24 protein-coding genes and 1 pseudogene are annotated in these 22,736 nt (G+C 65.8%); 10 read left to right on the forward strand and 15 right to left on the reverse strand.

Annotated elements, in window-relative coordinates; translation table 11 throughout:
* Positions 1-83: 83 nt before the first annotated feature.
* On the forward strand, positions 84-617 hold the full coding sequence (locus tag BLV15_RS21470) for an REP-associated tyrosine transposase (RefSeq protein ID WP_090231774.1): 534 nt from the start codon (positions 84-86) through the stop codon (positions 615-617).
* Positions 618-1,328: 711 nt separating this feature from the next.
* Positions 1,329-1,790 carry a BRO-N domain-containing protein gene (locus BLV15_RS21480; protein WP_090231796.1) on the forward strand — a complete coding sequence of 154 codons (462 nt, stop codon included), beginning with the start codon at positions 1,329-1,331 and terminating at the stop codon, positions 1,788-1,790.
* Between the two features lie 495 nt (positions 1,791-2,285).
* Here BLV15_RS21480 and BLV15_RS21485 read toward each other — a convergent pair whose 3' ends face one another.
* The gene (locus BLV15_RS21485) at positions 2,286-3,029 is read right to left on the reverse strand and encodes a class I SAM-dependent DNA methyltransferase (protein WP_090231797.1); all 744 of its coding nucleotides are present in this window, start codon (positions 3,027-3,029) and stop codon (positions 2,286-2,288) included.
* A gap of 206 nt (positions 3,030-3,235) precedes the next feature.
* Between BLV15_RS21485 and BLV15_RS21490 the strand changes: the two genes are divergently transcribed.
* Positions 3,236-3,931, forward strand: coding sequence for a GNAT family N-acetyltransferase (locus BLV15_RS21490; RefSeq protein WP_090231776.1), 696 nt, complete (start codon positions 3,236-3,238; stop codon positions 3,929-3,931).
* Between the two features lie 253 nt (positions 3,932-4,184).
* Positions 4,185-6,179, forward strand: a complete 1,995-nt coding sequence (locus tag BLV15_RS21495; RefSeq protein WP_090231777.1) for a peptidase U32 family protein — start codon at positions 4,185-4,187, stop codon at positions 6,177-6,179.
* A gap of 218 nt (positions 6,180-6,397) precedes the next feature.
* On the opposite strand, the gene BLV15_RS21500 is transcribed toward BLV15_RS21495, so the two are convergent.
* Positions 6,398-7,243 carry a CAP domain-containing protein gene (locus BLV15_RS21500; protein ID WP_090231778.1) on the reverse strand — a complete coding sequence of 282 codons (846 nt, stop codon included), beginning with the start codon at positions 7,241-7,243 and terminating at the stop codon, positions 6,398-6,400.
* 164 nt (positions 7,244-7,407) lie between these two features.
* On the opposite strand from BLV15_RS21500, the gene BLV15_RS21505 reads away from it, so the two are divergent.
* Positions 7,408-8,460 (forward strand): hypothetical protein, encoded by a 1,053-nt coding sequence (locus BLV15_RS21505; RefSeq protein WP_175534417.1) that lies wholly within the window; start codon positions 7,408-7,410, stop codon positions 8,458-8,460.
* A gap of 36 nt (positions 8,461-8,496) precedes the next feature.
* Here BLV15_RS21505 and BLV15_RS21510 read toward each other — a convergent pair whose 3' ends face one another.
* A complete protein-coding gene (locus BLV15_RS21510) occupies positions 8,497-9,687 on the reverse strand; it encodes a sugar transporter (protein ID WP_090231780.1) in 1,191 nt (396 codons plus the stop codon).
* A gap of 336 nt (positions 9,688-10,023) precedes the next feature.
* Complete coding sequence (locus BLV15_RS21515; RefSeq protein WP_245728251.1) at positions 10,024-10,455, reverse strand: hypothetical protein; 432 nt, start codon at positions 10,453-10,455, stop codon at positions 10,024-10,026.
* Positions 10,456-10,689: 234 nt separating this feature from the next.
* Here BLV15_RS21515 and BLV15_RS21520 point away from each other — a divergent pair, with 234 nt between their 5' ends.
* Positions 10,690-10,971 (forward strand): peptidylprolyl isomerase, encoded by a 282-nt coding sequence (locus BLV15_RS21520; RefSeq protein WP_090231782.1) that lies wholly within the window; start codon positions 10,690-10,692, stop codon positions 10,969-10,971.
* Between the two features lie 78 nt (positions 10,972-11,049).
* Here BLV15_RS21520 and BLV15_RS21525 read toward each other — a convergent pair whose 3' ends face one another.
* Positions 11,050-11,358 (reverse strand): putative quinol monooxygenase, encoded by a 309-nt coding sequence (locus BLV15_RS21525; RefSeq protein WP_090231783.1) that lies wholly within the window; start codon positions 11,356-11,358, stop codon positions 11,050-11,052.
* Positions 11,359-11,543: 185 nt separating this feature from the next.
* Here BLV15_RS21525 and BLV15_RS21530 point away from each other — a divergent pair, with 185 nt between their 5' ends.
* Positions 11,544-11,984 (forward strand): DUF3597 domain-containing protein, encoded by a 441-nt coding sequence (locus BLV15_RS21530; RefSeq protein WP_090231784.1) that lies wholly within the window; start codon positions 11,544-11,546, stop codon positions 11,982-11,984.
* 85 nt (positions 11,985-12,069) lie between these two features.
* Positions 12,070-12,522, forward strand: a pseudogene (locus BLV15_RS21535) (NUDIX hydrolase); the annotation flags it as partial.
* Positions 12,523-12,693: 171 nt separating this feature from the next.
* On the opposite strand, the gene BLV15_RS21540 reads toward BLV15_RS21535, so the two are convergent.
* From BLV15_RS21540 to BLV15_RS21555, 4 genes are all read right to left on the reverse strand, one after another.
* On the reverse strand, positions 12,694-13,521 hold the full coding sequence (locus tag BLV15_RS21540) for an inositol monophosphatase family protein (protein ID WP_090231786.1): 828 nt from the start codon (positions 13,519-13,521) through the stop codon (positions 12,694-12,696).
* A gap of 88 nt (positions 13,522-13,609) precedes the next feature.
* Positions 13,610-14,173, reverse strand: coding sequence for an NADPH-dependent FMN reductase (locus BLV15_RS21545; RefSeq protein ID WP_090231787.1), 564 nt, complete (start codon positions 14,171-14,173; stop codon positions 13,610-13,612).
* Positions 14,174-14,454: 281 nt separating this feature from the next.
* A complete protein-coding gene (locus BLV15_RS21550; protein WP_090231788.1) occupies positions 14,455-15,030 on the reverse strand; it encodes a GNAT family N-acetyltransferase in 576 nt (191 codons plus the stop codon).
* A 121-nt stretch (positions 15,031-15,151) separates the two neighbouring features.
* On the reverse strand, positions 15,152-15,331 hold the full coding sequence (locus tag BLV15_RS21555) for a hypothetical protein (protein ID WP_090231789.1): 180 nt from the start codon (positions 15,329-15,331) through the stop codon (positions 15,152-15,154).
* Positions 15,332-15,788: 457 nt separating this feature from the next.
* On the opposite strand from BLV15_RS21555, the gene BLV15_RS21560 reads away from it, so the two are divergent.
* Positions 15,789-16,610: an HDOD domain-containing protein gene (locus tag BLV15_RS21560; protein WP_090231790.1), complete on the forward strand. Its 822-nt coding sequence runs from the start codon at positions 15,789-15,791 to the stop codon at positions 16,608-16,610.
* Between the two features lie 49 nt (positions 16,611-16,659).
* Here the strand turns inward: BLV15_RS21560 and BLV15_RS21565 are convergent, their stop codons facing one another.
* Together BLV15_RS21565 and BLV15_RS21570 are read right to left on the reverse strand one after the other, a co-directional pair.
* Positions 16,660-16,956, reverse strand: a complete 297-nt coding sequence (locus BLV15_RS21565; protein ID WP_090231791.1) for a hypothetical protein — start codon at positions 16,954-16,956, stop codon at positions 16,660-16,662.
* 272 nt (positions 16,957-17,228) lie between these two features.
* Positions 17,229-18,302 (reverse strand): NAD(P)-dependent alcohol dehydrogenase, encoded by a 1,074-nt coding sequence (locus BLV15_RS21570; RefSeq protein ID WP_090231792.1) that lies wholly within the window; start codon positions 18,300-18,302, stop codon positions 17,229-17,231.
* Between the two features lie 318 nt (positions 18,303-18,620).
* On the opposite strand from BLV15_RS21570, the gene BLV15_RS21575 reads away from it, so the two are divergent.
* On the forward strand, positions 18,621-18,965 hold the full coding sequence (locus tag BLV15_RS21575) for a DUF2025 family protein (protein WP_090231793.1): 345 nt from the start codon (positions 18,621-18,623) through the stop codon (positions 18,963-18,965).
* Positions 18,966-18,991: 26 nt separating this feature from the next.
* Here the strand turns inward: BLV15_RS21575 and BLV15_RS21580 are convergent, their stop codons facing one another.
* The 4 genes from BLV15_RS21580 to BLV15_RS21595 form a co-directional block, all read right to left on the reverse strand.
* Positions 18,992-20,680 carry a hybrid sensor histidine kinase/response regulator gene (locus tag BLV15_RS21580; protein ID WP_090231794.1) on the reverse strand — a complete coding sequence of 563 codons (1,689 nt, stop codon included), beginning with the start codon at positions 20,678-20,680 and terminating at the stop codon, positions 18,992-18,994.
* Positions 20,664-21,827, reverse strand: a complete 1,164-nt coding sequence (ercA, locus tag BLV15_RS21585; protein WP_090231795.1) for an alcohol dehydrogenase-like regulatory protein ErcA — start codon at positions 21,825-21,827, stop codon at positions 20,664-20,666. The genes BLV15_RS21580 and ercA overlap by 17 nt, the downstream gene beginning before the upstream one ends.
* A gap of 231 nt (positions 21,828-22,058) precedes the next feature.
* Complete coding sequence (gene pqqA, locus BLV15_RS21590; protein WP_090231798.1) at positions 22,059-22,130, reverse strand: pyrroloquinoline quinone precursor peptide PqqA; 72 nt, start codon at positions 22,128-22,130, stop codon at positions 22,059-22,061.
* A 331-nt stretch (positions 22,131-22,461) separates the two neighbouring features.
* A partial coding sequence (locus BLV15_RS21595) for an aldehyde dehydrogenase family protein (RefSeq protein WP_139210772.1) occupies positions 22,462-22,736 on the reverse strand: 275 nt, incomplete at its 5' end.

Raw genomic sequence — 22,736 nt, forward strand, 5'->3', positions numbered from 1 at the left:
TGTCGGCGGCGTAGGGTGGACAGCGCTTCACCTGTCCACCGTTTCACGGCCCCAGACCACACCCTGCTCACGGATGAGCTGCCATGTCCCGCTACCGCCGCGCCCGGGTTCCCGGCGCTACGTACTTCTTCACCGTCAATCTGCGCAATCGAAAAGGCGATCTGCTCACGCGCCATATCGCCCTGCTGCGGGAAACGGTTCGGATAACCAAAGCCCGTCATCCCTTCCATATCGACGCCTGGGTCGTGCTGCCCGAACACATGCACTGTCTGTGGACGCTGCCCGAGGACGACGCCGACTTCGCACGGCGCTGGAAGGTGATCAAGCAGCTGTTTTCCCGCGGTCTCGATGCAACCGAGCCGCTCTCCCCCGCCCAATTGGCCCGCGGCGAGCGCGGCATCTGGCAACGACGTTATTGGGAACACCTGATCCGCGACGAACTCGATTACCAACGCCATGTCGATTACATCCATTTCAATCCGTTGAAACATGGGCACGTCACCCGCGTGCGCGATTGGCCGTATTCGAGTTTTCACCGGGCGGTCCGGGACGGGATTTATCCGCTGGATTGGGCGGGTGGTAACGATGAGGGCGAAACGGGGTGTTGGGGGGAATAGGCGTTCGGATTGGGACCGGGAGCGTGGATGGCCACATCATGAATGGCCACCGCGTGGAAAAGGCTTCGCCATTTCCACCCTACGTGACTGTTTCTAAAACACAAATCTCACAGACGACGCCAATCGCCCCGTCAGGAGGCCGAGTGGAATCGTTGTGTAGGGGGTTGAGCGGCATGGATGCCGCGAGAGCCGCGATGGGCCAGGGATGGCCCTTCGCGGCGGGCCCCCTGGAACGACGATGAAACGAGGGAACCCGACGAAGTCGGGCCGGATGCCAGGGGCCAAGACCTCTTGGTTACTTCTGGGGCGCTTGCCAGAAGTGACCCGCCGTAAGGGCGGAACCGGTATAGGCAACAACATAGAGCAGCGAGGTAGCCCGGACCTCCGCAGGGCGCGGTTCTCTCCACCGTGGAAAAGGCTTCGCCATTTCCACCCTACGGGGCTAATACCCCGCCGTCCTTGACCACTTCCGTACAGCTCCCTACCCTGACGACGGCGCCTAAGAAACGCCTTGCCAGAGCGGTATACCGCACCCGATAGCTATGCGGCTTTTTTGCGTTCGCGGCCTTGCCACGTCCGTAGAAAAACTCCGTGCTGTCGGGAGTGGGCTAATACAAGACCCGAAAGGGAAATACGTCCGGCCCGTCTCTGGTGGGTTTCTTAGCTCCCGACTCCAATCAAGCCCTAAGAAAGCTTCCAGAGGTAATGGATATGCCAACTCAATCAGCACTCCCCGCCATACCCGCCCTCCCCGGCGAAACCCTGATCCCCCAAACATTCACCCGCCACCGCCGCCAACTACGTGCCCTGCTCCTCGAACCGCACTGCTGGTTCAGCGCCCGCGACCTGGGCCGGCTGATCGGCCAACCGCACCTGGAAGAACGCGTTACACGTACTCTGGATGCCGACCAGTTGCTCGATGCCGTGCTGCTCAACACCCACGGCCAACCCGAGACGACCCGGCTGATCAGCGAGTCCGGCGTGTACGCCGCGTTGATCCACTACTACCACCCGGAAAACCGCTGCATCCGCCGCTGGCTCAGCGCCGACGTAGTACCGATGCTGCGCGAGGGCGAGCCGGCGAACACTCACCGCCCGCGCCGCGAAAGCCGCCAGGGTTTGTCACTGCTGCACTGGCAAGGCGATGTATGGGTGCCATACCGGCCCGGTTAGCCCATAAGGCGGATTCCGCGAGGTAGCCTGGACACCTCACCGGTGGAAAAGGCTTCGCCATTTCCACCCTACGTAATCGTAGGGCGCGCCATGCGCACCATTGAGGCCGGCGCGGTGGTTGCGGTGCGCGCGGCGCACCCTACGGACTCGGGCCTTCACGCAGGCGAACAACGCATTCCCCGACGCCGCGCTCCAAGCGAGGTAGCCTGGACTCCGGTCCGCGCGGAAAAGGCTTCGCCATTTCCACCCTACGTAATCGTAGGGTGCGCCATGCGCACCATGGAGGCCGGCGCGGTGGTTGCGGTGCGCGCGGCGCACCCTACGGGCTCAGGCCTTCACGCAGGCGAACAACACATTCCCGACGTCGCGCTCCAAGCGAGGTAGCCTAGACTCCGCTCCGCGCGGAAAAGGCTTCGCCATTTCCACCCTACGATTACGTAGGGTGCGCCATGCGCACCATGGAGGCCGGCGCGGTGGTTGCGGTGCGCGCCAGGCTCAGACCTTCACGCAGGCGAACAGCGCATTCCCCGACGTCGCGCCCCAGGGAATCAGCTTCTCGTAGTCGTGCTCCAGCACATGCACCTCGAAATACGGCGCCAACAATTCCTGCAACTCGGCGAAGCTCACCGCCACCATCGGGTGTTCGTCGTTCCAGACCTGGGTTTCGCCGGCCACCGTGCGCTCGATGCGCAGCCTCAGCGATTGCCGCTCGCCCTCGCCGCTGTAGTGCCAGCCGGAGCTGAAGCCGAACAGGCCGTCGGCGTGGTGGGCGCTGTGGGAGACGAAGGAGGCGTTGTCGATCATCCGCTTGTCGACGGCGTTGAAGCAGAACACCCCGCCGCGCTCCAGCGCGCCATGCGCGTGGGCGATGCAGGCCTTTAGCCGGTCGATGCTGCCGCTGTAGTGGATCGAATAGAGGAAGCAGGTGATCAGGTCGAGCGGCTCGCTCACGCTGAAAGCGCACATGTCCTGCTGGGAGAACTGCGCCTCCGGGCAGCGCTGGGCGGCGCGGTCCAGCATCGGCTGGTTGATGTCGAGGCCGCTGCTGCGGTAGCCGGCGTCGATGAAATGGCGGACGTGCGGCCCGGTTCCGCAGGCTAGGTCGAGGTGGCGTCTGCCGCCGTTGCCGAACAGTTGCTGCAGGCGTTGGACGCATTGGCTTTGCGCGCGATAGTCGATATCGGCGCACATCAGATCGTAGTAACCCGACAGGTCGGTATAGAGCGCGTTGCCGGGCATGAGGGTCTGGATTCGGGCGGAAATGAGGGCGCGCATCATAGCCCAGCGCCGGTGCGGCGATGGGTTTTCCCGGCGGGTGGGATGGCCTCGGCTGCTGGAAATCCGCCTCGTACTTACACCCGGGGGCGAGTGATCGGGATGATCGACCACCCAGCCGTTACAATGCCGCGCCCAACAGCCCTCGCCCGCCCGGAGCCCGTTCGCCGATGTTCACCCTCGTACACCTGGACAACCCGCCTCCTGAATCGCTGAAGAGCCAGGTTCTGCAGATGGTCGTGGATTACTTCAGCGACATCAGCCCGGTGTCGCTGACGCCGAGCAATCCGCTGTTCCAGCTCTATCAGTACGTGATCGGCTACGAGGTCCACCTCTACCTGCAGGCGATGGACGCCGCGCAGGAGACCCGCGCGCGGCTGATCCTGGCGCTGGACGATGCGGACCCGTCGCAGGTACTGGGCTTCGCGCTCTACCTGCCGGCGAAGGACGATCCGCAGGCCTGCACGCTGGTCTACACCGCGGTGCAGGCCAGCCACCGCCGGCACGGTATCGCCCGAGCGATGCTGCAGCACATGAGCGCCCGGCATCCGCATGCCGAGCTGGCCTGCGCGGCGGGCAAGGTGCCGATGTTCGAGGCCATGGGCTTCCAGGTGCTGGCGGCGCGCGGGCCGCAGGTGCTGATGAACGCCTGGAACCACGCCTCGGACGGCCTGGTGGCGGTGCAGGACCTGGCGCCGATCTTCCAGAGCAAGGAAGTCCGGCAGATCCATGCCTACCTGGTGCAGCAGCACGGCAAGAAGGCCATGGGCGACGCCGAGAAGAAGCGCGACCGTCTGCTCGACCAGATGGCCGGGCAAGCCAAGGCGCTGGTCGAAAATCGCCTCGGCGCGCGCCGCCTGCATTGAGTGGCCGGCCTTTCGCGCGTAGCCCGGTGGAACTCGGTGCGCGCGGCGCACCCTACGGAAGTGCGTGCGACACACAACTCCGTCACTGCTGGAGACCGTAGGGTGCGCCATGCGCACCGATGCGTTTTCTCCGGTGGCCACCCGGTGCGCGCAACAGGAAGCGCGGCCCCTCCCGTCACGCAACATCCCCAAGCCGCCGTCGCCCGGCTAAAATGCGCGGCTACCGTGCCACGCCTGATAAAAGAAAACGCCCATGTCCTTGCCCAAGCATCATCTGGAACTGCTCAGCCCCGCCCGCGACGCGGGGATCGCCCGCGAGGCCATCCTGCATGGAGCGGACGCGGTGTACATCGGCGGGCCGAGTTTCGGCGCGCGACACAATGCCGAGAACAGCGTCGCGGATATCGCCTCCCTGGTGGAATTCGCCCACCTGTTCCACGCCCGCGTGTTCGTCACCCTCAACACCATCCTGCATGACGACGAGCTGGAACCGGCGCGCGCGCTGATCCACCAGTTCTACGATGCCGGCGTCGATGCGCTGATCGTGCAGGACATGGGCGTGTTGGAGCTGGACATCCCGCCGATCGAGCTGCACGCCAGCACGCAGACCGACATCCGTACCCTGGAGCGGGCCAAGTTCCTGTCCCAGGCCGGCTTCTCGCAGCTGGTGCTGGCCCGCGAGCTGAACCTGCAGGAAATCCGCGCGATGGCCGATGCGGTGGATTCGGCCATCGAGTTCTTCATCCACGGCGCGCTCTGCGTGGCGTTCTCCGGGCAGTGCAACATCTCCCACGCGCAGACCGGGCGCAGCGCCAACCGTGGCGACTGCTCGCAGGCCTGCCGCCTGCCGTACACGCTGAAGGACGACCAGGGCCGCGTGGTGGCCTTCGACAAGCACCTGCTGTCGATGAAGGACAACAACCAGAGCGCCAACCTCGGCGCGCTGGTGGATGCCGGCGTGCGCTCGTTCAAGATCGAGGGGCGCTACAAGGATGTCGGCTACGTGAAGAACATCACGGCCTACTACCGCCAGCAGCTGGACGCACTGCTCGACGGGCGCCCGGACCTGGCGCGGGCATCCAGCGGGCGCACCGAGCACTTCTTCCTGCCCGATCCGGACAAGACCTTCCACCGCGGCAGCACCGATTACTTCGTCAGCGAGCGCAAGGTGGACATCGGCGCCTTCGATTCGCCAACCTTCACCGGTCTGGCGGTGGGCGAGGTGCTCAAGGTCGGCAAGCGCGACCTGATCGCCAGCACCACCGAGCCGCTGTCCAACGGCGACGGCCTCAACGTGCTGGTCAAGCGCGAGGTGGTCGGCTTCCGCGCCAGCGTGGTCGAGCCGTTGCAAGCCTTCGAGGAAGACGGCGCGCCGCGCTGGCATTACCGCGTCGAGCCCAACGAAATGCCCGCCGCGCTGCGCCAGCTGCGGCCGAACCATCCGCTCAACCGCAACCTCGACCACAACTGGCAGCAGGCGCTGCAGAAGACCTCCGCCGAGCGCCGCATCGCCGTGCGCTGGCAGGTGCAATGGAGCGCGGCGCGCCTGGAGCTGATGCTGAGCAGCGAGGACGGCGCGCAGGTCTCTCTCGGCCTCGACGGCCCCTTCGGCCCGGCCAACAAGCCGGAGCAGGCGCTGGAGCAGTTGCGCGACGGGCTGGGCAAACTGGGCACCACGATCTACCACGCCGAGGCGGTGGAGATCGTCGCGCCGCAGGCGTTCTTCATCCCCAATTCGCAGCTCAAGGCGCTGCGCCGCGACGCCATCGAGGCGCTCACGGCGGCCCGCGTCGCCCTGCATCCGCGTGGCGGGCGCAAGGCGGTCAGCACGCCACCACCGGTCTACCCGGAGGCGCACCTGTCGTTCCTCGCCAACGTCTACAACCAGAAGGCGCGGGACTTCTACCACCGCTACGGCGTGCAACTGATCGATGCGGCCTACGAGGCCCACGAGGAAACCGGCGAAGTGCCGGTGATGATCACCAAGCACTGCCTTCGTTTCTCCTTCAACCTCTGCCCGAAGCAGGCCAAGGGCATCACCGGCGTGCGCACCAAGGTCGCGCCGATGCAGCTGGTGCACCAGGACGAAGTGCTGACCCTGAAGTTCGACTGCAAACCGTGCGAGATGCACGTGATCGGCAAGATCAAGGGCCACATCCTCGACCTGCCGCTACCGGGCGCCAACCGCAACGTGGTCGGCCAGATCACCCCGGAAGACCTGCTCAAGACCATCCGCAAACCGGCCTGACCACCCTTCGCCCTGGTTGAGCGAGGGCGACTCTTCCGGCGTCTCCCTTGCCCCCAGCCCGCTGCCGGGGTGGTGGGACGCTATTGATCCGCAGGTTTCGCCGCTGCCGTCTGCGTCGCCGCAGAGGCCCGGCGACAACCATCGAAAAGGGCCGGCCGCGCGGGCCTGCGCGGAGTCAGTGGGCAAGAACGGCGGAAAACGCTTCGCGGTTTTCCACCCTACGGCGCGCCGAACACCTGGGTCCAGTAGATGCCGGCGTCGCTGCGCGGGTCCACGGCGTAGGCGGCGCCCATTTCGCTGAAGGCCGGATTCATGATGTTGGCGCAATGCGCCGGGCTGGCCAGCCAGCCGTCGACGATGGCCTTGGGCGCGTCATCGCCGGCGGCGATGTTCTCGCCCAGCGCGCTCCAGGTGTAACCGGCGCGCAGCGCACGCTCGTCGGCCTGGCTGGAATCGCTGCCGCGGTGGGAGAAGAAGTTGCCGTTGGCCATGTCGCGGCTGTGCGCCAGCGCCGACTCGGCCAGCGCGGCGTTCCAGGCCAGTGGCGCCGCCGCGGCGAAGTTCGTGCCGCCGCATTGCCGGGCCTGGCCGCGGGCCGTGTTGACCAACTCCAGCACCGCGCGTCCCGCCGCCTCCCAGTCGCCCAGCCCGCCGGAAAGCAGCGGCCGCGCCAGCACGATGCGCCAATCGCTGGCGCTGCGTGACACGCCGATATCGATGTATTGCGCGCCCAGCAGCTGCGCACAGAATTTCTGCCGCAACGCGCTCATCGCCGCCTCGGCGTTGTCCGGCCCGGACAGGCGAATCAGTTGCAAGGCCGCCGCCGGGTAGCCGTTCTGGCCCAGCGCCTGCTGCAGATCGTCGATATCGGTCGCCGTCGGCGCGGCCAGGCGCAGATCGAGCGACAGCGGCCCGACCGCCACCGTCTGCGCCGCGCACCCCTGCGGCTCGGCGCGGTAGGCGTTGATCAGCGCCAGCAACTGCGCCTCGTCGTCCGCCTGCGCGGCACCCAGGTTCAACAAGGCGGCCAGCAGGAGGCTGAAACAGATCAGGCATCGGCGCATGGAGACTCCTTCAGGATCGGTAGGACAACCCATGATGCGCGAGGCGATGGCCGGCGTCACCGGGGCGGAGGCGTAGGCATCGCACCACGCCAGCACTGCTTGCCCGCCAAGCAGGCTTCTCGTAGCGTGGCCGCCTCTCGTGGAATGCCCTAAGGATGAATTCGATGCAACAGCGATGGACCGACCGCCCGGACGATGAAACCGACCTTTTCGACCGCCTCATGGCGTTTTCCGACACCGTCCTCCGGCGTCATATTGGCAGGCTGATCAAGATCGGTCCGCCGCTGTTCGGCTTCGCCATCTTCGTGCTGTATTTCTACCGCAACGGCTTCTATCCCAGCTTCGACCTGTTCCAGTTTTCCTCGCTGCTGATAGCGGCGGCGTGCATTGGATTCTGTTTCGTCGGAATTCTGATAGTGGCGTTACTCGTACCTGGCTTGTCGATATTTCATCAGTTCATGGACAACAAAGCGGTCAAGGAGAACCCTCACTATCCATGCCCTTACGACGAAGCAAAGCGGGGTAATTGGGTACTCTTCGTATCGCTGGCCTACGTCCTGCCTTACCTGCTCACCGGCGCCTTGCTGCTCACCGTGACGGTCCTTAGCCCGAGAGACTTCCTCAAAGCTATGCTCGTACTTCCGATTCCTGTCTCACTGGTTTTCGGCATTGTTTTGCAGCAGCGCTTCGGGCTAAAAACTTTCAGCTTCCTAACGTACATGTGGGCCGCTTACATCGCGCTCGTCTGCGTCGGTGGACTCATGGCACTCATACTGGTGCAGAGTTACACCCTTATCGACGCTCAACATCGCGACGCCTGGGAGTGGCCTTTACTCTTAGGCGTACCAATCGTCCTGGCCATTGTGACTGGCGTGTGCTCCTTGCTGCATCATCTAGCTGGCTTCAATCCTTCCCTGCACTTCTCCACCTTCTTCGCCGTGATAATCGGTGGCTATAGCGGCATCCTCACCAACCTGCCGGAAACGACTGTCAAAAAGCTCGGACTGGGCAATTACAAAGCCACCTCCATCATCCTCTCGCCGGAGTACTGCGAAGGTGGCGTGCAAACGCGCATCGCACTCAAGGACGGCTGTGCACTGGACGACGTGCACGTGGTCTGGTCGCTTGGGGAGAACATCACGTTGCGGCTACCGGAGAAACAGCTGGTGCAGATTCCCGCGCACTTCGTCCGCACGATGATTCGAAAAGCGGAGTGAGACGCTGGAAAACCCGAGCGCCTTTCCGCCTCGGATCTACCGCGCGGTCGGGCGGATCGGGCGGGCGAAGCGGTAGCTGGCGATGCAGCAGAGCGTGAGCCCGACGAGGGCGAACAGGCCGCCGGCGATGCCGATGCCGGGCAAGCCGAGGTGCGTGCTGACCAGGCTGCCGAGCAGGGCGCCACCGCCGATGCCGACGTTGTAGATGCCGGAGAACAGGGCCATCGCCACGTCAGTGGCGTCCGAGGCCAGGTTGAGCACCTTCGCCTGCAAGGCCAGGCTGAAGCACATGATCGAGATGCCCCAGACCACGCTGAGCACGCTTAGGCACGCGGTGTTGCGCGCGGCCGGGAGCAACAGCAGCAGACACAGCGCCAGGGCGGCGATCGCGGCGATGCTGAAGCCATTCGGATAGCGCGCGCTGTAGCGGCTGAACAGCAGCGAGCCGAGGGCACCGGCGCCGCCGAAGAGCAGCAGCAGGACCGTGGTCATATGCTCGCTGAGGTGGGCGACCGTCCTGGCGAAGGGTTCGATGTAGCTGTAGGCGGTGAATTGCGCGGTGATCACCAGCGCGGTGAGCACGTACAGCGACACCAGCGCGGGGCGCTTGAACAGCAGCGGCAGACTTCGCAGCGAACCGGAATTCTGGCTCGGCAGCAGCGGCAGGCTTTTCATCAGGCAGATCACGGTCAGCGCGGAGACCAGCGAAATAGCCATGAAGGTGGTGCGCCAGCCAAGCGCTTCGCCGAGCACGCGCCCGAGCGGAATGCCCAGCACCATCGCCAGCGAAGTACCGGTCGCCAGCAATCCCAGCGCCTGCACCTGCTTGCCCTGCGGCGCCACGCGCACCGCCAGCGAGGCGGTGATCGACCAGAACACCGCGTGCGCCAGGGCGATGCCGACCCGGCTGACCACCAGGGTGGTGAAATTCCAGGCGACACTGGACAGCAGGTGGCTGGCGATGAACAGCAGGAAGACGAAAGCCAGCAGCCGACGCCGCTCGATGTTGCGCGTCAGCAGCATCATCGGCAGCGAGGCCAGCGCCACCACCCAGGCGTAGATCGTCAGCATCAGCCCGACCCGGGTCGGCGGCATGTCGAAACTGGCGCCGATGGCGCTGAGCAACGCCACCGGGACGAACTCGGTGGTGTTGAAGATGAACGCGGCCAGGGCCAGCGCGATGACGCTCAGCCAGGACCCGGCGGAGGCATTCACAGGGGTATTCATGTCGGCGATGTCTGACGCTCGTGGAAGGCTGCGGGCGCATCTGCCGGTGTGTAGGACGACGATGAACGACGCGTGCGAACCTTCGGGAAAGGAATTCCTGCCGGCGAACCATTCCCTGCGGCAGACGCCGCCTGCGTAGCTTTTCCGGGGAAGCCGGCGGCTACGAACGCAGAGGAAGGTCGGTGAAAAAGGAAGAGGCAGGAGGCAAAGGCGCGGATTCTACGCCCGCCCCGCCCGGCTCAACAACCGGGCTTTCAGGCCTTCCGTCGTGTTCTGCGGGGAGTGTGAAGTCTGGTCTGAGGGCGAGGCAGTGATCCGCCTCGCCGTTCTGCCGGCCTACTTCAGGAAGTAGTTCTTCGCGTGTTGCTGTTCCGCGGCGGTCGGCTTGTAGCTCACCCATTGGTCGTCGGCGTTGCGCTTGTAGCGAACCACGCCGTTCTCCACATCGAACTCGTAGAACGGATAGACCTCGCGCAGGTTGTAGAACATCGCCGGAGCGAAAAACAGGATATCGGCGGCCAGATAGCCACCGTTGAATTTCAACGGGATCAGGCCGTACATGGGCTCCATCCCTTCCTTGGTGGCCTTGAAGCGGTAATGGCCGAAGCTGGTGGCGTTGTAGGTTTTCTTGACCGGGCTGCCGAGGGCCAGCGGGGCCTCGTCGTTGACCGCCACTGTCAGCTGCGGGTCGGTCGAGCGAAGCGATGTGGTGGCCGTGCAGGCACTCAGAAGAGCCGCGAGAGGAAGTGCGAAGAAGCTGGCTTTCATGATCATTCCATTGAGTCGATCGGGAAGTGACGGACAGCCTTTGCCTCAGGCGTTTGCTGATTCGACCGGCCATCCGTGGCGGGGCGCGAGTATAGGGCAGCGGGAAATGGAGGGCCAATAGCTATCCCGGCGGATGATCGACGCCCGCTGCGACACGTCCGTTCCTCCCTCGACGCTTGAACAACCCGGCAATTCCGGTAGCCTCGGCAGTCCATTAAAAAAGGAGTACCCCCAATGGCCCGAGCCACTGCCCGCCACATCCTGGTTGCCAGCGAAGCCAAGTGCAACGAACTGAAAGCCGCCATCGAGGGCGGTGCCGACTTCGCCCAGGTCGCCAAGGACAACTCCACCTGCCCGTCCAGCCGTCAGGGCGGCGACCTCGGCTCGTTCGGTCCCGGCCAGATGGTCAAGGAATTCGACACCGTCGTGTTCAGCGCGCCGATCAACGTCGTGCAGGGCCCGGTGAAGACCCAGTTCGGCTATCACCTGCTGGAAGTCACCAGCCGCCAGGACTGAGTCCACGGCCGCGCGTTGCAGCCACACGCTGCAACGCCACCCTCTCGCCGCGGCGTCCTGCATCGGCCTGTTTCGCCTTCATTGCGCCGCGACCGGATTGAAGAAGCGAACCTTCACATCCTCCGCCAGCAACGATTTCGACCCTTCCTTGAACGCCAGGTAGTGCGACGTTCCCTTGTGCTCGTCGAACGCCGCGCGGTCGCGATAGACCTCGTGGAACATCACCTGATCGCCGCCGTTCTCCGGCAGGAGGATGTCGAACGCCAGGCAGCCCTCCTCCTTGTCCAGCGCGCCGCCGGCATCGATCTGCCCGAAGGCGAGGAAATCGGCGAGCGAGCCGGGTTTGAGGGTGAACTCCGCGATGACGACGAATGGCTTGGCTGACATGTCTTTCTCCGATTTGAAATCCGCTTCGCTGGACAGGCAGCAGGATAACGCCTGCGGGCGGTTCGGCCGCGCAGGACGTCAGACCACGACGGCGAGGCCGAGGTTGCCGGTGCCGTCCGTCCTGCCGCTGAATCCCCGCCGGTGGCGCGCGGTCCAACCTGCACACCCACTCACGAGGAAGCGCCATGGGACTGCTCAGCTCCATCCTGGAAAAACTCGGCATCGGCCACCACGACGAGGTGCCCAGTCTGAAGGTCGGTCCGGACGACTCGATCATGGATTCGGGCGGGCCGACCGCGGCCTCCAATGCGACCACCGCGCCCGGCCAGTCGCCGGCGCAAAGCACCGCTCCGCTGAGCGCCACGCCGGTGGATGTCTCCGCCCGGCTCAACGAGATGGCCGCGCAGCACGGCGAAACGCTCAATTGGCGCACCTCCATCGTCGATCTGCTCAAGCTGTTGGGTCTGGACAGCAGCCTGCAGGCGCGCAAGGAGCTGGCCACCGAGCTGGGTTGCCCGGCCGACAAGATGGCCGACTCCGCGCAGATGAACATCTGGCTGCACAAGGCGGTGCTGAACAAGCTCGCCGAGAACGGCGGCAACGTTCCCGCGGGCCTGCTGGACTGAACGTCCGGCCCGGCCAACGCCGGGCTGGATTTGCCGGGCTCCCCGTTTAGAATCGCCGTCCCGATGACCTCGCGACGGCAGCCCGATGGCCAAACTCCATACCCTAATGATCTCGGCGGCCTGCCTGCTGGACGCCGACGGCCGCCTGCTGCTGGTGCGCAAGCGCGGCACCTCGGCCTTCATGCTGCCCGGCGGCAAGCTGGAAGCCGGCGAAGACGCCCTGGCGGCGCTGTGCCGGGAACTGCCGGAAGAGTTGGGCCTGACGTTCGCACGCAGCGCCTTCACCGCGCTGGGCCGCTTCGAAGCGCCCGCCGCCAACGAGCCGGACACCTGCGTCCGCGCCGAGGTATTCACCGGCGCGCTGGATGTCCCCGTGAGCGTGGCCGCCGAACTGGACGCACAGCGCTGGCTGGTCCGCGGCGAACCCTGGCCGGACGACCTGGCGCCGCTGCTGCGTCTCCACGTGCTGCCGGCGCTGTGGCCCTCCGCGGCGACTACGCGCCAGGACTTCCATCGCCAGCATGCCGACGACGCACGCCGCGAGGCCGAGCGCCTGCTCGCCGAACGCGCCGCCTGGGGCTCGCGCTGGCCCGCCTGGGTCGCCACCCAGCTCTACGCGCTCAGCCCTGCACCTTATGCGGCGATGGTGCGTCGCGAGCTGGAGCGGCTGGCTGCCGAGTGATCCGGCAATCCGAGTGAACGAGCCTGTTCAATCCCCGTCAAGCGACGGCCCGATCAGCGCGGCCAGCTGTTCGTAGACGCCGGGCGCGGCCACCAGGTAGGGATTGCCATCGAGCAGGCCGTTGTTGCGGAAGAAGTCGTTGCGGCGACCGCCGGCTTCCTGCACCAGCACCAGGCCGGCCAGGCAATCCCAGCTCTTCAGTTCGGTTTCGTAGTAGCCGATCAGCCGGCCGGCGGCGACGTAGGCCGTCATCAGCGCGCCGGAGCCGTTGCGGATGAACATCCCGCCCGAGGACAGCAGCCCCTGCAGGAAGGGAATGAAATGCGCCTTGCCGCGCGGGTGGAAGGTGCCGACGCCGGTCAGCCCTTCGCTGACCTGGCGTGCGGCGCTGGCGCGGATCGGCGCGTCATTGACGAAGGCTCCACGGCCGAGGCAGGCATGGAACAGTTCGTCATGATTGGGATCGGCGATGGCGCCGAGGGTCGGCTCGCCGTCGACCATCAGCCCGATGGACACGCACCAGGCGTGCAGGCCGTTGACGAAGCAGGCGGTGCCGTCGATGGGGTCGATGACCCACAGGCAGCGCGCCTGCAGATCGGCCGCACCGCCCTCCTCGCCGAGCAGTCCGTCCTCGGGAAACTCGCGGGACAGGTCTGCGCGGATGTACTCCTCGATCTGCCGGTCGGCGATGCTGACCATGTCCTGCTGGTCGCCGCCCTTGTGCATCACCGTCAGCGCCTCGCGGTCGCGGTAGAACGCCATGCCGCGTTGCGCCGCCGCCAGCGCCACGCGCTTGACCGCGGCGTAGCGGGCATCGAGGTCGACGTCATGGGGGATTCGTGGGGCAGTCGGCATTGCGGTTCCTCGGGTGGCGGGACGGAGCGACAGCCTACCGCCCGCCCCGCCGTTCACCAAGCCGGCTGGCACCGCGCGGGCGCGCCGGTCAGCCCTTGCGCGCCAGCTCGGCCAGCGCCTTGAGCTGCCCGGCGATGAAGTCGCGGGTGCTCTGGTCGGTGAGTTCGCCGGTCTTCTCGTCGACCTTGCCGGCCACCTGGCCGACCATGACTTCCGGCTTGTTCAGCACCTGCGCGTTGAGGAAGACGAACACCTGGCGCAGGTGATATTGCGCCCGCGCGCCGCCGAGCATGCCCGGCGAGGCGCTCTGAATCGCCACCGGCTTGCCGGAGAACGGCGTTTCCGGCAGGCGCGACAGCCAGTCGATGGCGTTCTTCAGCGCGCCCGGCACCGAGTAGTTGTACTCGGGCATGACCACGATCACCGCGTCCGCTTCGGCGATCGCCTTGCCCATCGCCAGCACCGCCGGCGGGAAGCCTTCCGCCTGCAGGTCGGCGTCGTAATGCGGCAAATCGGCGATAGAACCCAGCGCCTCGACACTGACGCCTTCCGGCGCCAGCGCCGGCAAGGCGCGCGCGATGATGCCGTTGAACGAGCCGCTGCGAAGGCTGCCGAGCAGCGTGACGAAGCGCAGGGTGCGGAGGTTTTCCATGGCGTTGTTCCTCGATTGGAAGGGTTCGATGGCGGGAGTGACACTGTGCACTGGGTAAGCGAAGCGGCGCCCGGCGCCCGCGGCGGATGCCAGGAGCAGCGTTCACCCACACAGGATAATGCCGCAGAGACGCCTGGCGCCTCTGCGGCAGTTGCCGGCTCACTTCAGTCGTATGGCCTTTAGTGCGCAGGCGTCGTCGCCTGGCGCTGCGAATGCTCAGCGATCACCGTCGGCAAAGCATCGCAGTGGTCCTAGCTCCAGAGGACATGGCGATGCCTGTCCTACCCCCCTGAGACTAAGCGCTCTGCCCCCAGCGGAAAATCGGACTTGAGCAGGGCGTAGAGCAGGATATCGATGAAGGCATCGCCCTTCCTCATCGCCTCGCGCTGGCAGCCCTCGAACCGCATGCCGAGCTTCTGCAGCACCCGCTCGGAGGCCAGGTTGTGGCTGTAGCACTCGCCGTAGATGCGGTTCAGTTCCAGTTCGGCGAAGCCGTAGGCGATGATCGCCCGTGCCGCTTCAGTGGCGTAGCCGCGTCCCCAGAACGGTACACCGATCCAGTAGCCAAGCGCCGCGCGTCGGTGTTTGCGAGAAATCCCGGCCAGACTCATCACGCCGACGATGACCTTCTCGCAGGTTATCGCCAGGCTTATCTCCTTTCCGTCGGCGAATGCCGGGGCGAGGCCTCCGATCCAGCCCTGCGCATGCTGCAGATGATAGGGATGCGGCAGCGTCGAGGTGGTCGCAGCGATTGTAGGGTCGCTGGCCAGCGCTTGAATCCGCTCGGCATCGCTCATCTCCAGCGGCCGCAACAGCAGTCGCTGCGTATGCAGGATGGGCAGGGGCGCAGCCGTCACTTGACGACCTTAGGATCGTCGGCGCTACGCCGGCGCAAATGCGTCTGGCAGTAGAGGCCAATGGGCTTGCCTTCATCGTCATTGAAACTGATCCGCACCCTCCGGGCCGTGCCACGAACCATCAACTTCCTACCCTTGAGCGATTGCGACGAAATCCCCCGTTCACCAGTTGGCGCTGCACGCCTGGCACCAGCACGATGCTGATGTTGCGCCGGTCGCCGTAGTCGTCCTGAAGGTTCAAGTACACCCACTCGCCGGGCTGACCGACCGCGCGGATGCTGAACAGGAAGTTGCCGCTCACGCCCTTCTCGGGGTTGGCGGCGGCGTAGGCAATGCTCTCGGGGACGTGTATGTCGCTGTAACGGATGGATGGCGTGTGCTCGCATCATCAGAGGCAGGACCAGTACGGCGAGTCGTGAGAGCTTCATGTTTCATTCCTGCATGCAGTGATGGCATCGAACCCGTCCAGACCTGTTGCCTTGCCCACGGATATGTTCGAAAGGCTCGCTCCAGGCAATTCCACGCAAGCAGAATGTGCGAACCAAGGGAGCCTCCAGAAATTAGCAGCGAAGACAGGAATACATCAACAACGTATTAAATATCCCCAGAAACGAGGGAATCCATACGCTCGCCCAAGTCAGGAATCACCTGCCGAACACAGCCATTCGGCGTTTCCCCACGCCTGTAGCCGAATGGCGCTGGTATGCATGGCACCTGCACCTATTCTTGAGCTATCGCACCCGCCCCGGAGACATCCTATGGACATCGATTCACTGTTCGCCGAGCTGCATAACCTGCCCAGCGTGCCGAAGGTGGCGCAGGACCTGATCCAGCAATTCGACAATCCGTCATCCAGCCTGGACGGCGTGGCGCGCAACATCGAGCGTGATCCGGTGATCGCCGCCAAGGTGTTGCGCCTGGCGAATTCGGCACGCTTTCGTGGCTCGCGGGAATCGGCGAGCATCGAGGACGCGGCCATGCGCCTGGGCTTCAACACCCTGCGCACGCTGGTGCTGGCGTCGGCGATGACCGGGGCGTTCAAGGCCGATCCCACGTTCGATCTCAAGGGGTTCTGGGCGGGAAGCTTCCGCGTCGCCAGCGTCTCTCGGCTGCTGGCCAAGCTCAGCGGCAAGGATCCCGACACCGCCTTCACCTGCGGGATGATGCACAACATCGGCGAGCTGCTGATCCAGACCGGCGCCCCGGAGTTCGCGGCGAAGATGAACGACCGGCAGAACAACGCCTCCAGTCGCGCCGCGGAAGAGAACCTGCAACTCGGCTTCGGCTATCCCGAGGTGGGCGCCGAACTGGCGCGCCGCTGGCAGCTGCCGAAGCTGATCCAGACCGCCATCGCCTACCAGGGCCGCCCTTCGCAGGCGCCGAACGATTCCGAGTACGCGCGCATCGTCGCCCAGGCGACGATCATCTGCGACGTAATCGCCAGCCACGGCGGCATCGGCGCCGATGTCGGCCAGGAGCTTTCCGGGCCGCTGTTCGCCGGGCTGGACCTGGACAAGCTGCTGGCGGACCTCCCGGCCGTGCTCGAGGCTGACAAGGCCTTCACCGAACTTCTTGGCTAGGCGGATGCCAACGGGAACGAGCCCGCGACAGGTCGCGGGCTCGTTCGTTTCAGCGGCGCCAGTCGTCACGACCGTGCTGGCGATGTGCGGGAACCGCCACGTAGCGCACCGGCTGCGGACGGTACGCCAGCGGACGCGGCGGCTGCCGGTAGGACAGCTCGCGGCGCGGCGGGTGGCGGCGATGCTCGTGGTCGTCATCCGAATCGGAGAGCACCGCAACCAGAACGGCGCCCACCGCGGCACCCGCGAGTGCGGGAACGATGTCGCTCTGATCGAATGCGGACGCGCCGCCCGCGAACACCAGGCATCCGGCAAGTGCACTGACCTGGAAGAATCGGCTGATCATGGACTTCTCCTCGTGGGAAAAGGGGTTGCTCCCCTGCAACCATCCGACAACGCCACTGCGTCAGCCGGTGTCAGCCGTAAGTAAGGGGAAGGTAAACCTGCGATGCGCTCGGTCGGGCGGCGCACGCCCCGCGAAGCGATCTTGTGATTAGCGGTCAATCGGGCCGAAGAGCGCATCGCCCTGCTGCCGGATCGCCCGCGTTTCGCGCTGCAGGTTCTTGCCGCTGAAGTCGCCCGGCGACAGGGCCGCCGGGCATACGGCGAAGCACGGGATCAGGGCGTGATCGCCACCTTCATCACGCCGTCGCGCTGGTTGGCAAAGAGTTCGTAGGCCTTTTCGATGTCGTCCAGCTTGTAGCGGTGGGTCACCAGAGGCGTGAGGTCGACTCTGCCCGACGAGATCACTTCCATCAGCCGGCGCATGCGCTCCTTGCCGCCCGGACAGAGCGTGGTGACGATCTTCAGGTCGCCGAGGCCGGCCGCGAATGCGTCCAGCGGGATGCGCAGGTCGGTGGAATAGACGCCGAGGCTGGACAGCGTGCCGCCTGGACGCAGCACACGCAGCGCGGCTTCGAAGGTGGTCTGGGTGCCCAGTGCCTCGATCGCGACATCCACCCCGCGGCCATCGGTGAGCGCCATGATCTGCGCCACCGGATCGCCCTGGCGGAAGTCGACGATGTGGCTGGCGCCGAGCTGGCGGGCCACTTCCTGGCGCGCCGGCAGGGTGTCGACGCCGATGATGGTGGTGGCGCCCTTGAGCTTGGCGCCCGCCACGGCGCAGAGGCCGATGGGACCGAGGGCGAACACCACCACGGTATCGCCGATCTGCACCTTGCCGCTCTCCGCGCCGGAAAAGCCGGTGGACATGATGTCCGGGCACATCAGCACCTGCTCGTCGCTCAGCGCGTCCGGCACCGCGCCGAGGTTGGCCATGGCGTCGGGCACCAGCACGTACTCGGCCTGGCAGCCGTCGATGATGTTGCCGAACTTCCAGCCGCCGGTGGCGGTGAAGCCGTGCTTGCTGCCCGGGCCGTCCTGCGAGGCGCAGCCGCACAGGCAGGCGAAGCTGTGGCCGCTGGGGGTGATGGCGCCGGCGATCACCCGTTGCCCCTCGCTGAAACCGACCACCGAGGAGCCGAGCTTCTCGATGATGCCGACCGGCTCATGGCCCACCGTGAGGCCCTTGGCCACCGGGTACTCGCCCTTGAGGATGTGCACGTCGGTGCCGCAGATGGTGGTCGTGGTGATACGGACCAGCGCATCCAGCGGCCCGACCTCGGGGATCGGCTTGTCCTCGAGAACGATGCGGTTCTTCTTGACGAAGACGGCGGCTTTCATTTTCGGCATGACGTTTCCTCCTGAAATGTCCAGCCAGAGTAGACCAGCGATGTGACCGGGAGCGTCGCGGTGTTCCTGCCATCAGCAGCGGACAGCCGCCGGAGAAACCGCCTCGACCGGAGAGGTGAGGCATATGGACGCGGCGTCGGCAGGCGCGCCCGGCACGGCGCGGGTGACACCTCTGGAGTGCGAATGGATGAGAACCATAGTCATCCACGCAGCGTCATTTGCTGGCAGAATCGTCGACGTTTTCCCTGCACCTCCGCCCAGACGGAGGGCGGCGCCACGCGTGTAAACCATCGAATCGACATCCAGCGAGGTTTACCCATGAGCATCACTTCCGCCGACATCTGCCACGCCGCCGATCAGCTCAACGGCTTCGTCGGGTTCAACACCAAGACCGGCAAGCACATCGTCCGCTTCAGCGAAGACTCCTTCGGCATGGATGTCGCCGAGGAGAGCATCACCCCGGCGTGCGAGTTCGTCTGGCGCGAACAGGACGAGCAGGTGATGAACCTGAGCCGCGTGCGCCTGCAGATCCTCCTCGAGCAGAACGTCAACGATCGCCTGAACGTGAGCGAACCGCTGCTGGCCTACATGCGCCGCCAGGAACTGCCGGAAATCGCCGCGCAGCGGCGGCTTAAAACGGTCGAAGAAACGCCGGCGAACTGACCCCAGGGCAAGACGGCGCTCGGCGGCTAGGGCGCGGCCTCACCGAGCATCTGGCTGAGCACAGCGCGCAGCTTGCCGGGCTTCAGGGGCTTGTTCAGCAGCGGCGCGCCGAGGTCCTGCAGGTGCTGGCGGCATTCGCTGCTGCGGTCCGCGGTGATCATCACCGCCGGAATCGGCGCGGCGAAATGCGCGCGCAGGGCGCTGACCACCTGGCAACCGAGCACCCCGTGATCGAGGTGGTAGTCGGCCAGGATCGCCTCCGGCGCGCGGCCGGCGAGCTGGCGCAGGGCGCTGTCCTGGTCGAGCGCGGTGACCACCTCGCAGCCCCACTGGCCGAGCAGCGCGGCCATGCTGTCGAGAATGCTCGATTCGTTATCCAGCACCAGCAGTCGCCGCCCCGGTAGCGGGTCGCCGATCAGCGGGCGGCGCAGGCTGTCGCCGCGCGGCGCCTTCACCGGCGCCGTCGCCAGTGGCACGTCGATGCTGAACACCGAGCCCCTCCCCGGCCAGGAGCGCACGCGCACCGGGCAGCCGAGGATACCGGCGATGCGGTCGACGATCGCCAGGCCCAGGCCGACGCCCTTGCGCTCGGCGGCACGCCCGACGTCCAGCTGGTTGAACTCCAGGAAGATCGCGTCGAGCTGGTCCGCCGGAATCCCGCGGCCGCTGTCCCACACCTCCAGGCGCACCCTGCCGCCACGCCGCCTACAACCGAGCAGGATGCGTCCGCGCGGCGTGTAGCGGCAGGCGTTGCTGAGAAAATTGCGCAGGATGCGCGAGAGCAGGCGGATGTCGGTGCTCACCGTCAGCGGCGCGATGCGAGCGCGCAGTTGCAGCCCGGCGGCCTCCGCCACGCCCTGGAACTCGGAGACCAGTGGCGCGAGCAATTCCTCGAGGCTGTAGACGTCCAGGTCCGGCTTGACCGCGTGGTGGTCGAGGCGAGAGATGTCGAGCAGGTCGCTGAGCAGGTCCTCGGCGCCCTCCAGCGCCTGGTGCGCGCGCTCCACCAGGCCGTGCTCGGCCGCCGGCAGGGTCCGTTCGCGCAGGGTCGAGACCAGCAGCCGCGCGGCATTCAGCGGTTGCAGCAGGTCATGGCTGGCGGCGGCGAGGTACTTGTCCTTGCTGCGGTTGGCCGCTTCGGCGGCGTCCCGCGCCTCGCGCAGCTGGCCGTTGAGGGTCTGCAGTTCCTCGGTACGCGCGGCGACCCGCTGCTCCAGTTCGTCGTTGAGGGTCTGCAGGCGCTGCTGGGCAAGGATGCGTTCGGTGATGTCGGCGACGAAGCCTTCCACCAGGTCGTCTTCCTCGGGCTTGAGTAGCAGGTTCATCAGCACGTCGACATAGCTGCCGTCCTGCCGGCGCAGGCGCGTTTCATAGCCGAACAGGCCCTGCCTGGAACGCAGCGTTTCGCGGATGTACGCCAGCTCCTCGTGGCCGCCCTCGAACAGCTGCTCGGCGAGGTCGCTGAAGGCGGGCAGAAGGCCCGGCTCGGCATACCCGAGCATGCGCGCCAGCGCCGGATTCGCCGCGCGCAGGCCGCCGCCCAGGTTGGCCTGGAAGATGCCGTGCACGGCGTGCTCGAACAGCCATTTGTAGCGGTTGCGTTCGGTTTCCAGCTCTTCCAGACGGGTCAGCAGTTCCGGGTAGTGGCTCTTGCGCGCCGAATGGCTGCCGAGGCCGAGCAGCGCCTGACGCTGTTCCTCAGAGGGCCTCGGCATAGACCACTTCGACGTCGCGCTGGCTGGACTCGCGCGGGTTGGTGAGGATGCACGGGTCCTCCATCGCATGCCGCGAAAGGAACGGGATGTCGCTGCTGGAAACCCCGTGCAGCGCGAGCGTTTCGTTGAAGCCAACGGCCTGCTTGAAGGCGATCAGGTGCTCCACCAGCCGCTGACGGATCTGCGGATGGGTCAGCCCGCGCACGTCCAGCCCGAGGGTCTGCGCGACCCGGCGGAAGCGCTCCGGCGCGGCGTTGTAGTTGAACGCCACGACGTGCTCCACCAGCGCGGCATTGCACATGCCGTGGGGCAGGTCGAGGAAGCCGCCGAGGCTGTGGGACATCGCGTGCACCGCACCGAGGATCGCGTTGGAGAACGCCAGGCCGGCCTGCATGCTGCCGAGCATGATCTTCTCGCGCAGGGCGATGTCCACGGGATTGGCGATCATCTCCACCAGATTGCCGTTGATCAGCCGCATGGCTTCCAGCGCATGGGTATCGGTGAGCGGCCCGCTGCCGGTGGAAACGAAGGCCTCGATGGCGTGCACCAGGGCATCGATGCCGGTACAGGCGGAGAGAAACGGGTCCATGCTCAGGGTGGTTTCCGGGTCGATCAGCGAGACGTCCGGGACCACCGCCTTGGAGACGATGGAGAATTTCATCCGCTCGGCCGGATTGGAGATGATCACGAACTGCGAGACGTCCGCCGAGGTGCCGGCGGTGGTGGGGATGAGGATCAGCGGCGGGCTCGGCACGCGGATGGTGTCGACGCCCTCGAACTCGAGGATGCAGCGACCGTGGGCGACCATGATGCCGATGCCCTTGGCGCAGTCCATCGGGCTGCCGCCGCCCACCGCGACGATCACGTTGCAGCCCTCGCTGCGGTAGAACTCGGCGCCCTGGCGCACTTCCTCCACGCGCGGGTTGGGCGACACCTGGGTGTAGAGGCAGAACTCCAGGCCCTGGGCGGCGAGGCTGGCCTCGATGTCGGCGACCCAGCCCGCGGCTTGCACGCCGGGGTCGGACACCACCAACACCTTGCGCGCACCGAAGGTGCTGGCGTAGTTGCCGACGTTGTGCCGGCAGCCGGCGCCGAAGATGATTTCCGGGGAAACGAATTTACGCAGTTGGCTTATGTCGTGGCGCATGGATCCGCCTGGTTCTTCTTTTATTGGCGTCAGAACCTGTGGGGATTTCGCGAAATCGGCCCGCTGCAACGCAGCAGTCCGACGCAAGGCAGGCCCCGGGCAGGTCCTATGGGTTCTGCGCCCCAGCCTACTGTATTCGTCGGTCTTTTCAATGCGACGTTGGTGGGCGCCGGACTTTGCCGCCGTCCGGTGCCCGGAAGAAGGATGCCCCGGCGAACCGGGGCAAGGTGATCAACGATTGGCGAAGTACATCGTCACTTCGAAACCAATACGCAGATCGGCGAACGCGGGTTTAGTCCACATGGCATTAACCTCTTCTTGTCGCGTCGGGACATTCCGACACTTCGAGTTAAGCACCCTCGCCGCTCGGCCCGAATGGTACTTTCGGGCCATCCGCGGGCTGCGTTCGTAGCATTTCCGCATTCGTAGGGTGCGCCGTGCGCACCATGAGCCCCAACGCTCAAAGATGGACTCGCAACACATCCGCGGCAATCGGGGACCGGCTCGGTGCGCGCAGCGCACCCTACGGTGGCGCCGTGCAAAAAAACGCGGCCGAGGCCGCGTCTGAAGGGGGGTGAAACGAGGAGTACAACGACGTGCAGACGGAGCGCGCCAGGCGCGCCCCGAGGGTGGATCAGAAGAAGCCCAGCGGGTTGGTGTCGTAGCTGACCAACAGGTTCTTGGTCTGCTGGTAGTGGTCGAGCATCATCTTGTGCGTCTCGCGGCCGACGCCGGACTTCTTGTAGCCGCCGAACGCGGCGTGCGCCGGGTACAGGTGGTAGCAGTTGGTCCACACACGACCGGCCTTGATCGCCCGGCCCATGCGGTAGGCGCGGTTGATGTCGCGGGTCCACAGCCCGGCGCCCAGGCCGAACTCGGTGTCGTTGGCGATCGCCAGGGCTTCGGCTT

This window comes from Pseudomonas kuykendallii (assembly GCF_900106975.1).
GTDB lineage: Bacteria > Pseudomonadota > Gammaproteobacteria > Pseudomonadales > Pseudomonadaceae > Pseudomonas_O > Pseudomonas_O kuykendallii.

Bases quoted from the DNA above. Each gene is read 5' to 3' on its own strand.
- ercA (WP_090231795.1), bottom strand. From the start codon at position 21,827: ATGCGCCACGACATAAGCCAACTGCGTAAATTCGTTTCCCCGGAAATC.
- BLV15_RS21470 (WP_090231774.1), top strand. From the start codon at position 84: ATGTCCCGCTACCGCCGCGCCCGGGTTCCCGGCGCTACGTACTTCTTC.
- BLV15_RS21580 (WP_090231794.1), bottom strand. From the start codon at position 20,680: ATGCCGAGGCCCTCTGAGGAACAGCGTCAGGCGCTGCTCGGCCTCGGC.
- BLV15_RS21530 (WP_090231784.1), top strand. From the start codon at position 11,544: ATGGGACTGCTCAGCTCCATCCTGGAAAAACTCGGCATCGGCCACCAC.
- BLV15_RS21515 (WP_245728251.1), bottom strand. From the start codon at position 10,455: ATGAAAGCCAGCTTCTTCGCACTTCCTCTCGCGGCTCTTCTGAGTGCC.
- BLV15_RS21485 (WP_090231797.1), bottom strand. From the start codon at position 3,029: ATGCCCGGCAACGCGCTCTATACCGACCTGTCGGGTTACTACGATCTG.
- BLV15_RS21520 (WP_090231782.1), top strand. From the start codon at position 10,690: ATGGCCCGAGCCACTGCCCGCCACATCCTGGTTGCCAGCGAAGCCAAG.
- BLV15_RS21490 (WP_090231776.1), top strand. From the start codon at position 3,236: ATGTTCACCCTCGTACACCTGGACAACCCGCCTCCTGAATCGCTGAAG.
- BLV15_RS21505 (WP_175534417.1), top strand. From the start codon at position 7,408: ATGCAACAGCGATGGACCGACCGCCCGGACGATGAAACCGACCTTTTC.
- BLV15_RS21500 (WP_090231778.1), bottom strand. From the start codon at position 7,243: ATGCGCCGATGCCTGATCTGTTTCAGCCTCCTGCTGGCCGCCTTGTTG.
- BLV15_RS21560 (WP_090231790.1), top strand. From the start codon at position 15,789: ATGGACATCGATTCACTGTTCGCCGAGCTGCATAACCTGCCCAGCGTG.
- BLV15_RS21525 (WP_090231783.1), bottom strand. From the start codon at position 11,358: ATGTCAGCCAAGCCATTCGTCGTCATCGCGGAGTTCACCCTCAAACCC.
- BLV15_RS21480 (WP_090231796.1), top strand. From the start codon at position 1,329: ATGCCAACTCAATCAGCACTCCCCGCCATACCCGCCCTCCCCGGCGAA.
- BLV15_RS21510 (WP_090231780.1), bottom strand. From the start codon at position 9,687: ATGAATACCCCTGTGAATGCCTCCGCCGGGTCCTGGCTGAGCGTCATC.
- BLV15_RS21540 (WP_090231786.1), bottom strand. From the start codon at position 13,521: ATGCCGACTGCCCCACGAATCCCCCATGACGTCGACCTCGATGCCCGC.
- BLV15_RS21570 (WP_090231792.1), bottom strand. From the start codon at position 18,302: ATGCCGAAAATGAAAGCCGCCGTCTTCGTCAAGAAGAACCGCATCGTT.
- BLV15_RS21545 (WP_090231787.1), bottom strand. From the start codon at position 14,173: ATGGAAAACCTCCGCACCCTGCGCTTCGTCACGCTGCTCGGCAGCCTT.
- BLV15_RS21565 (WP_090231791.1), bottom strand. From the start codon at position 16,956: ATGATCAGCCGATTCTTCCAGGTCAGTGCACTTGCCGGATGCCTGGTG.
- BLV15_RS21575 (WP_090231793.1), top strand. From the start codon at position 18,621: ATGAGCATCACTTCCGCCGACATCTGCCACGCCGCCGATCAGCTCAAC.
- BLV15_RS21495 (WP_090231777.1), top strand. From the start codon at position 4,185: ATGTCCTTGCCCAAGCATCATCTGGAACTGCTCAGCCCCGCCCGCGAC.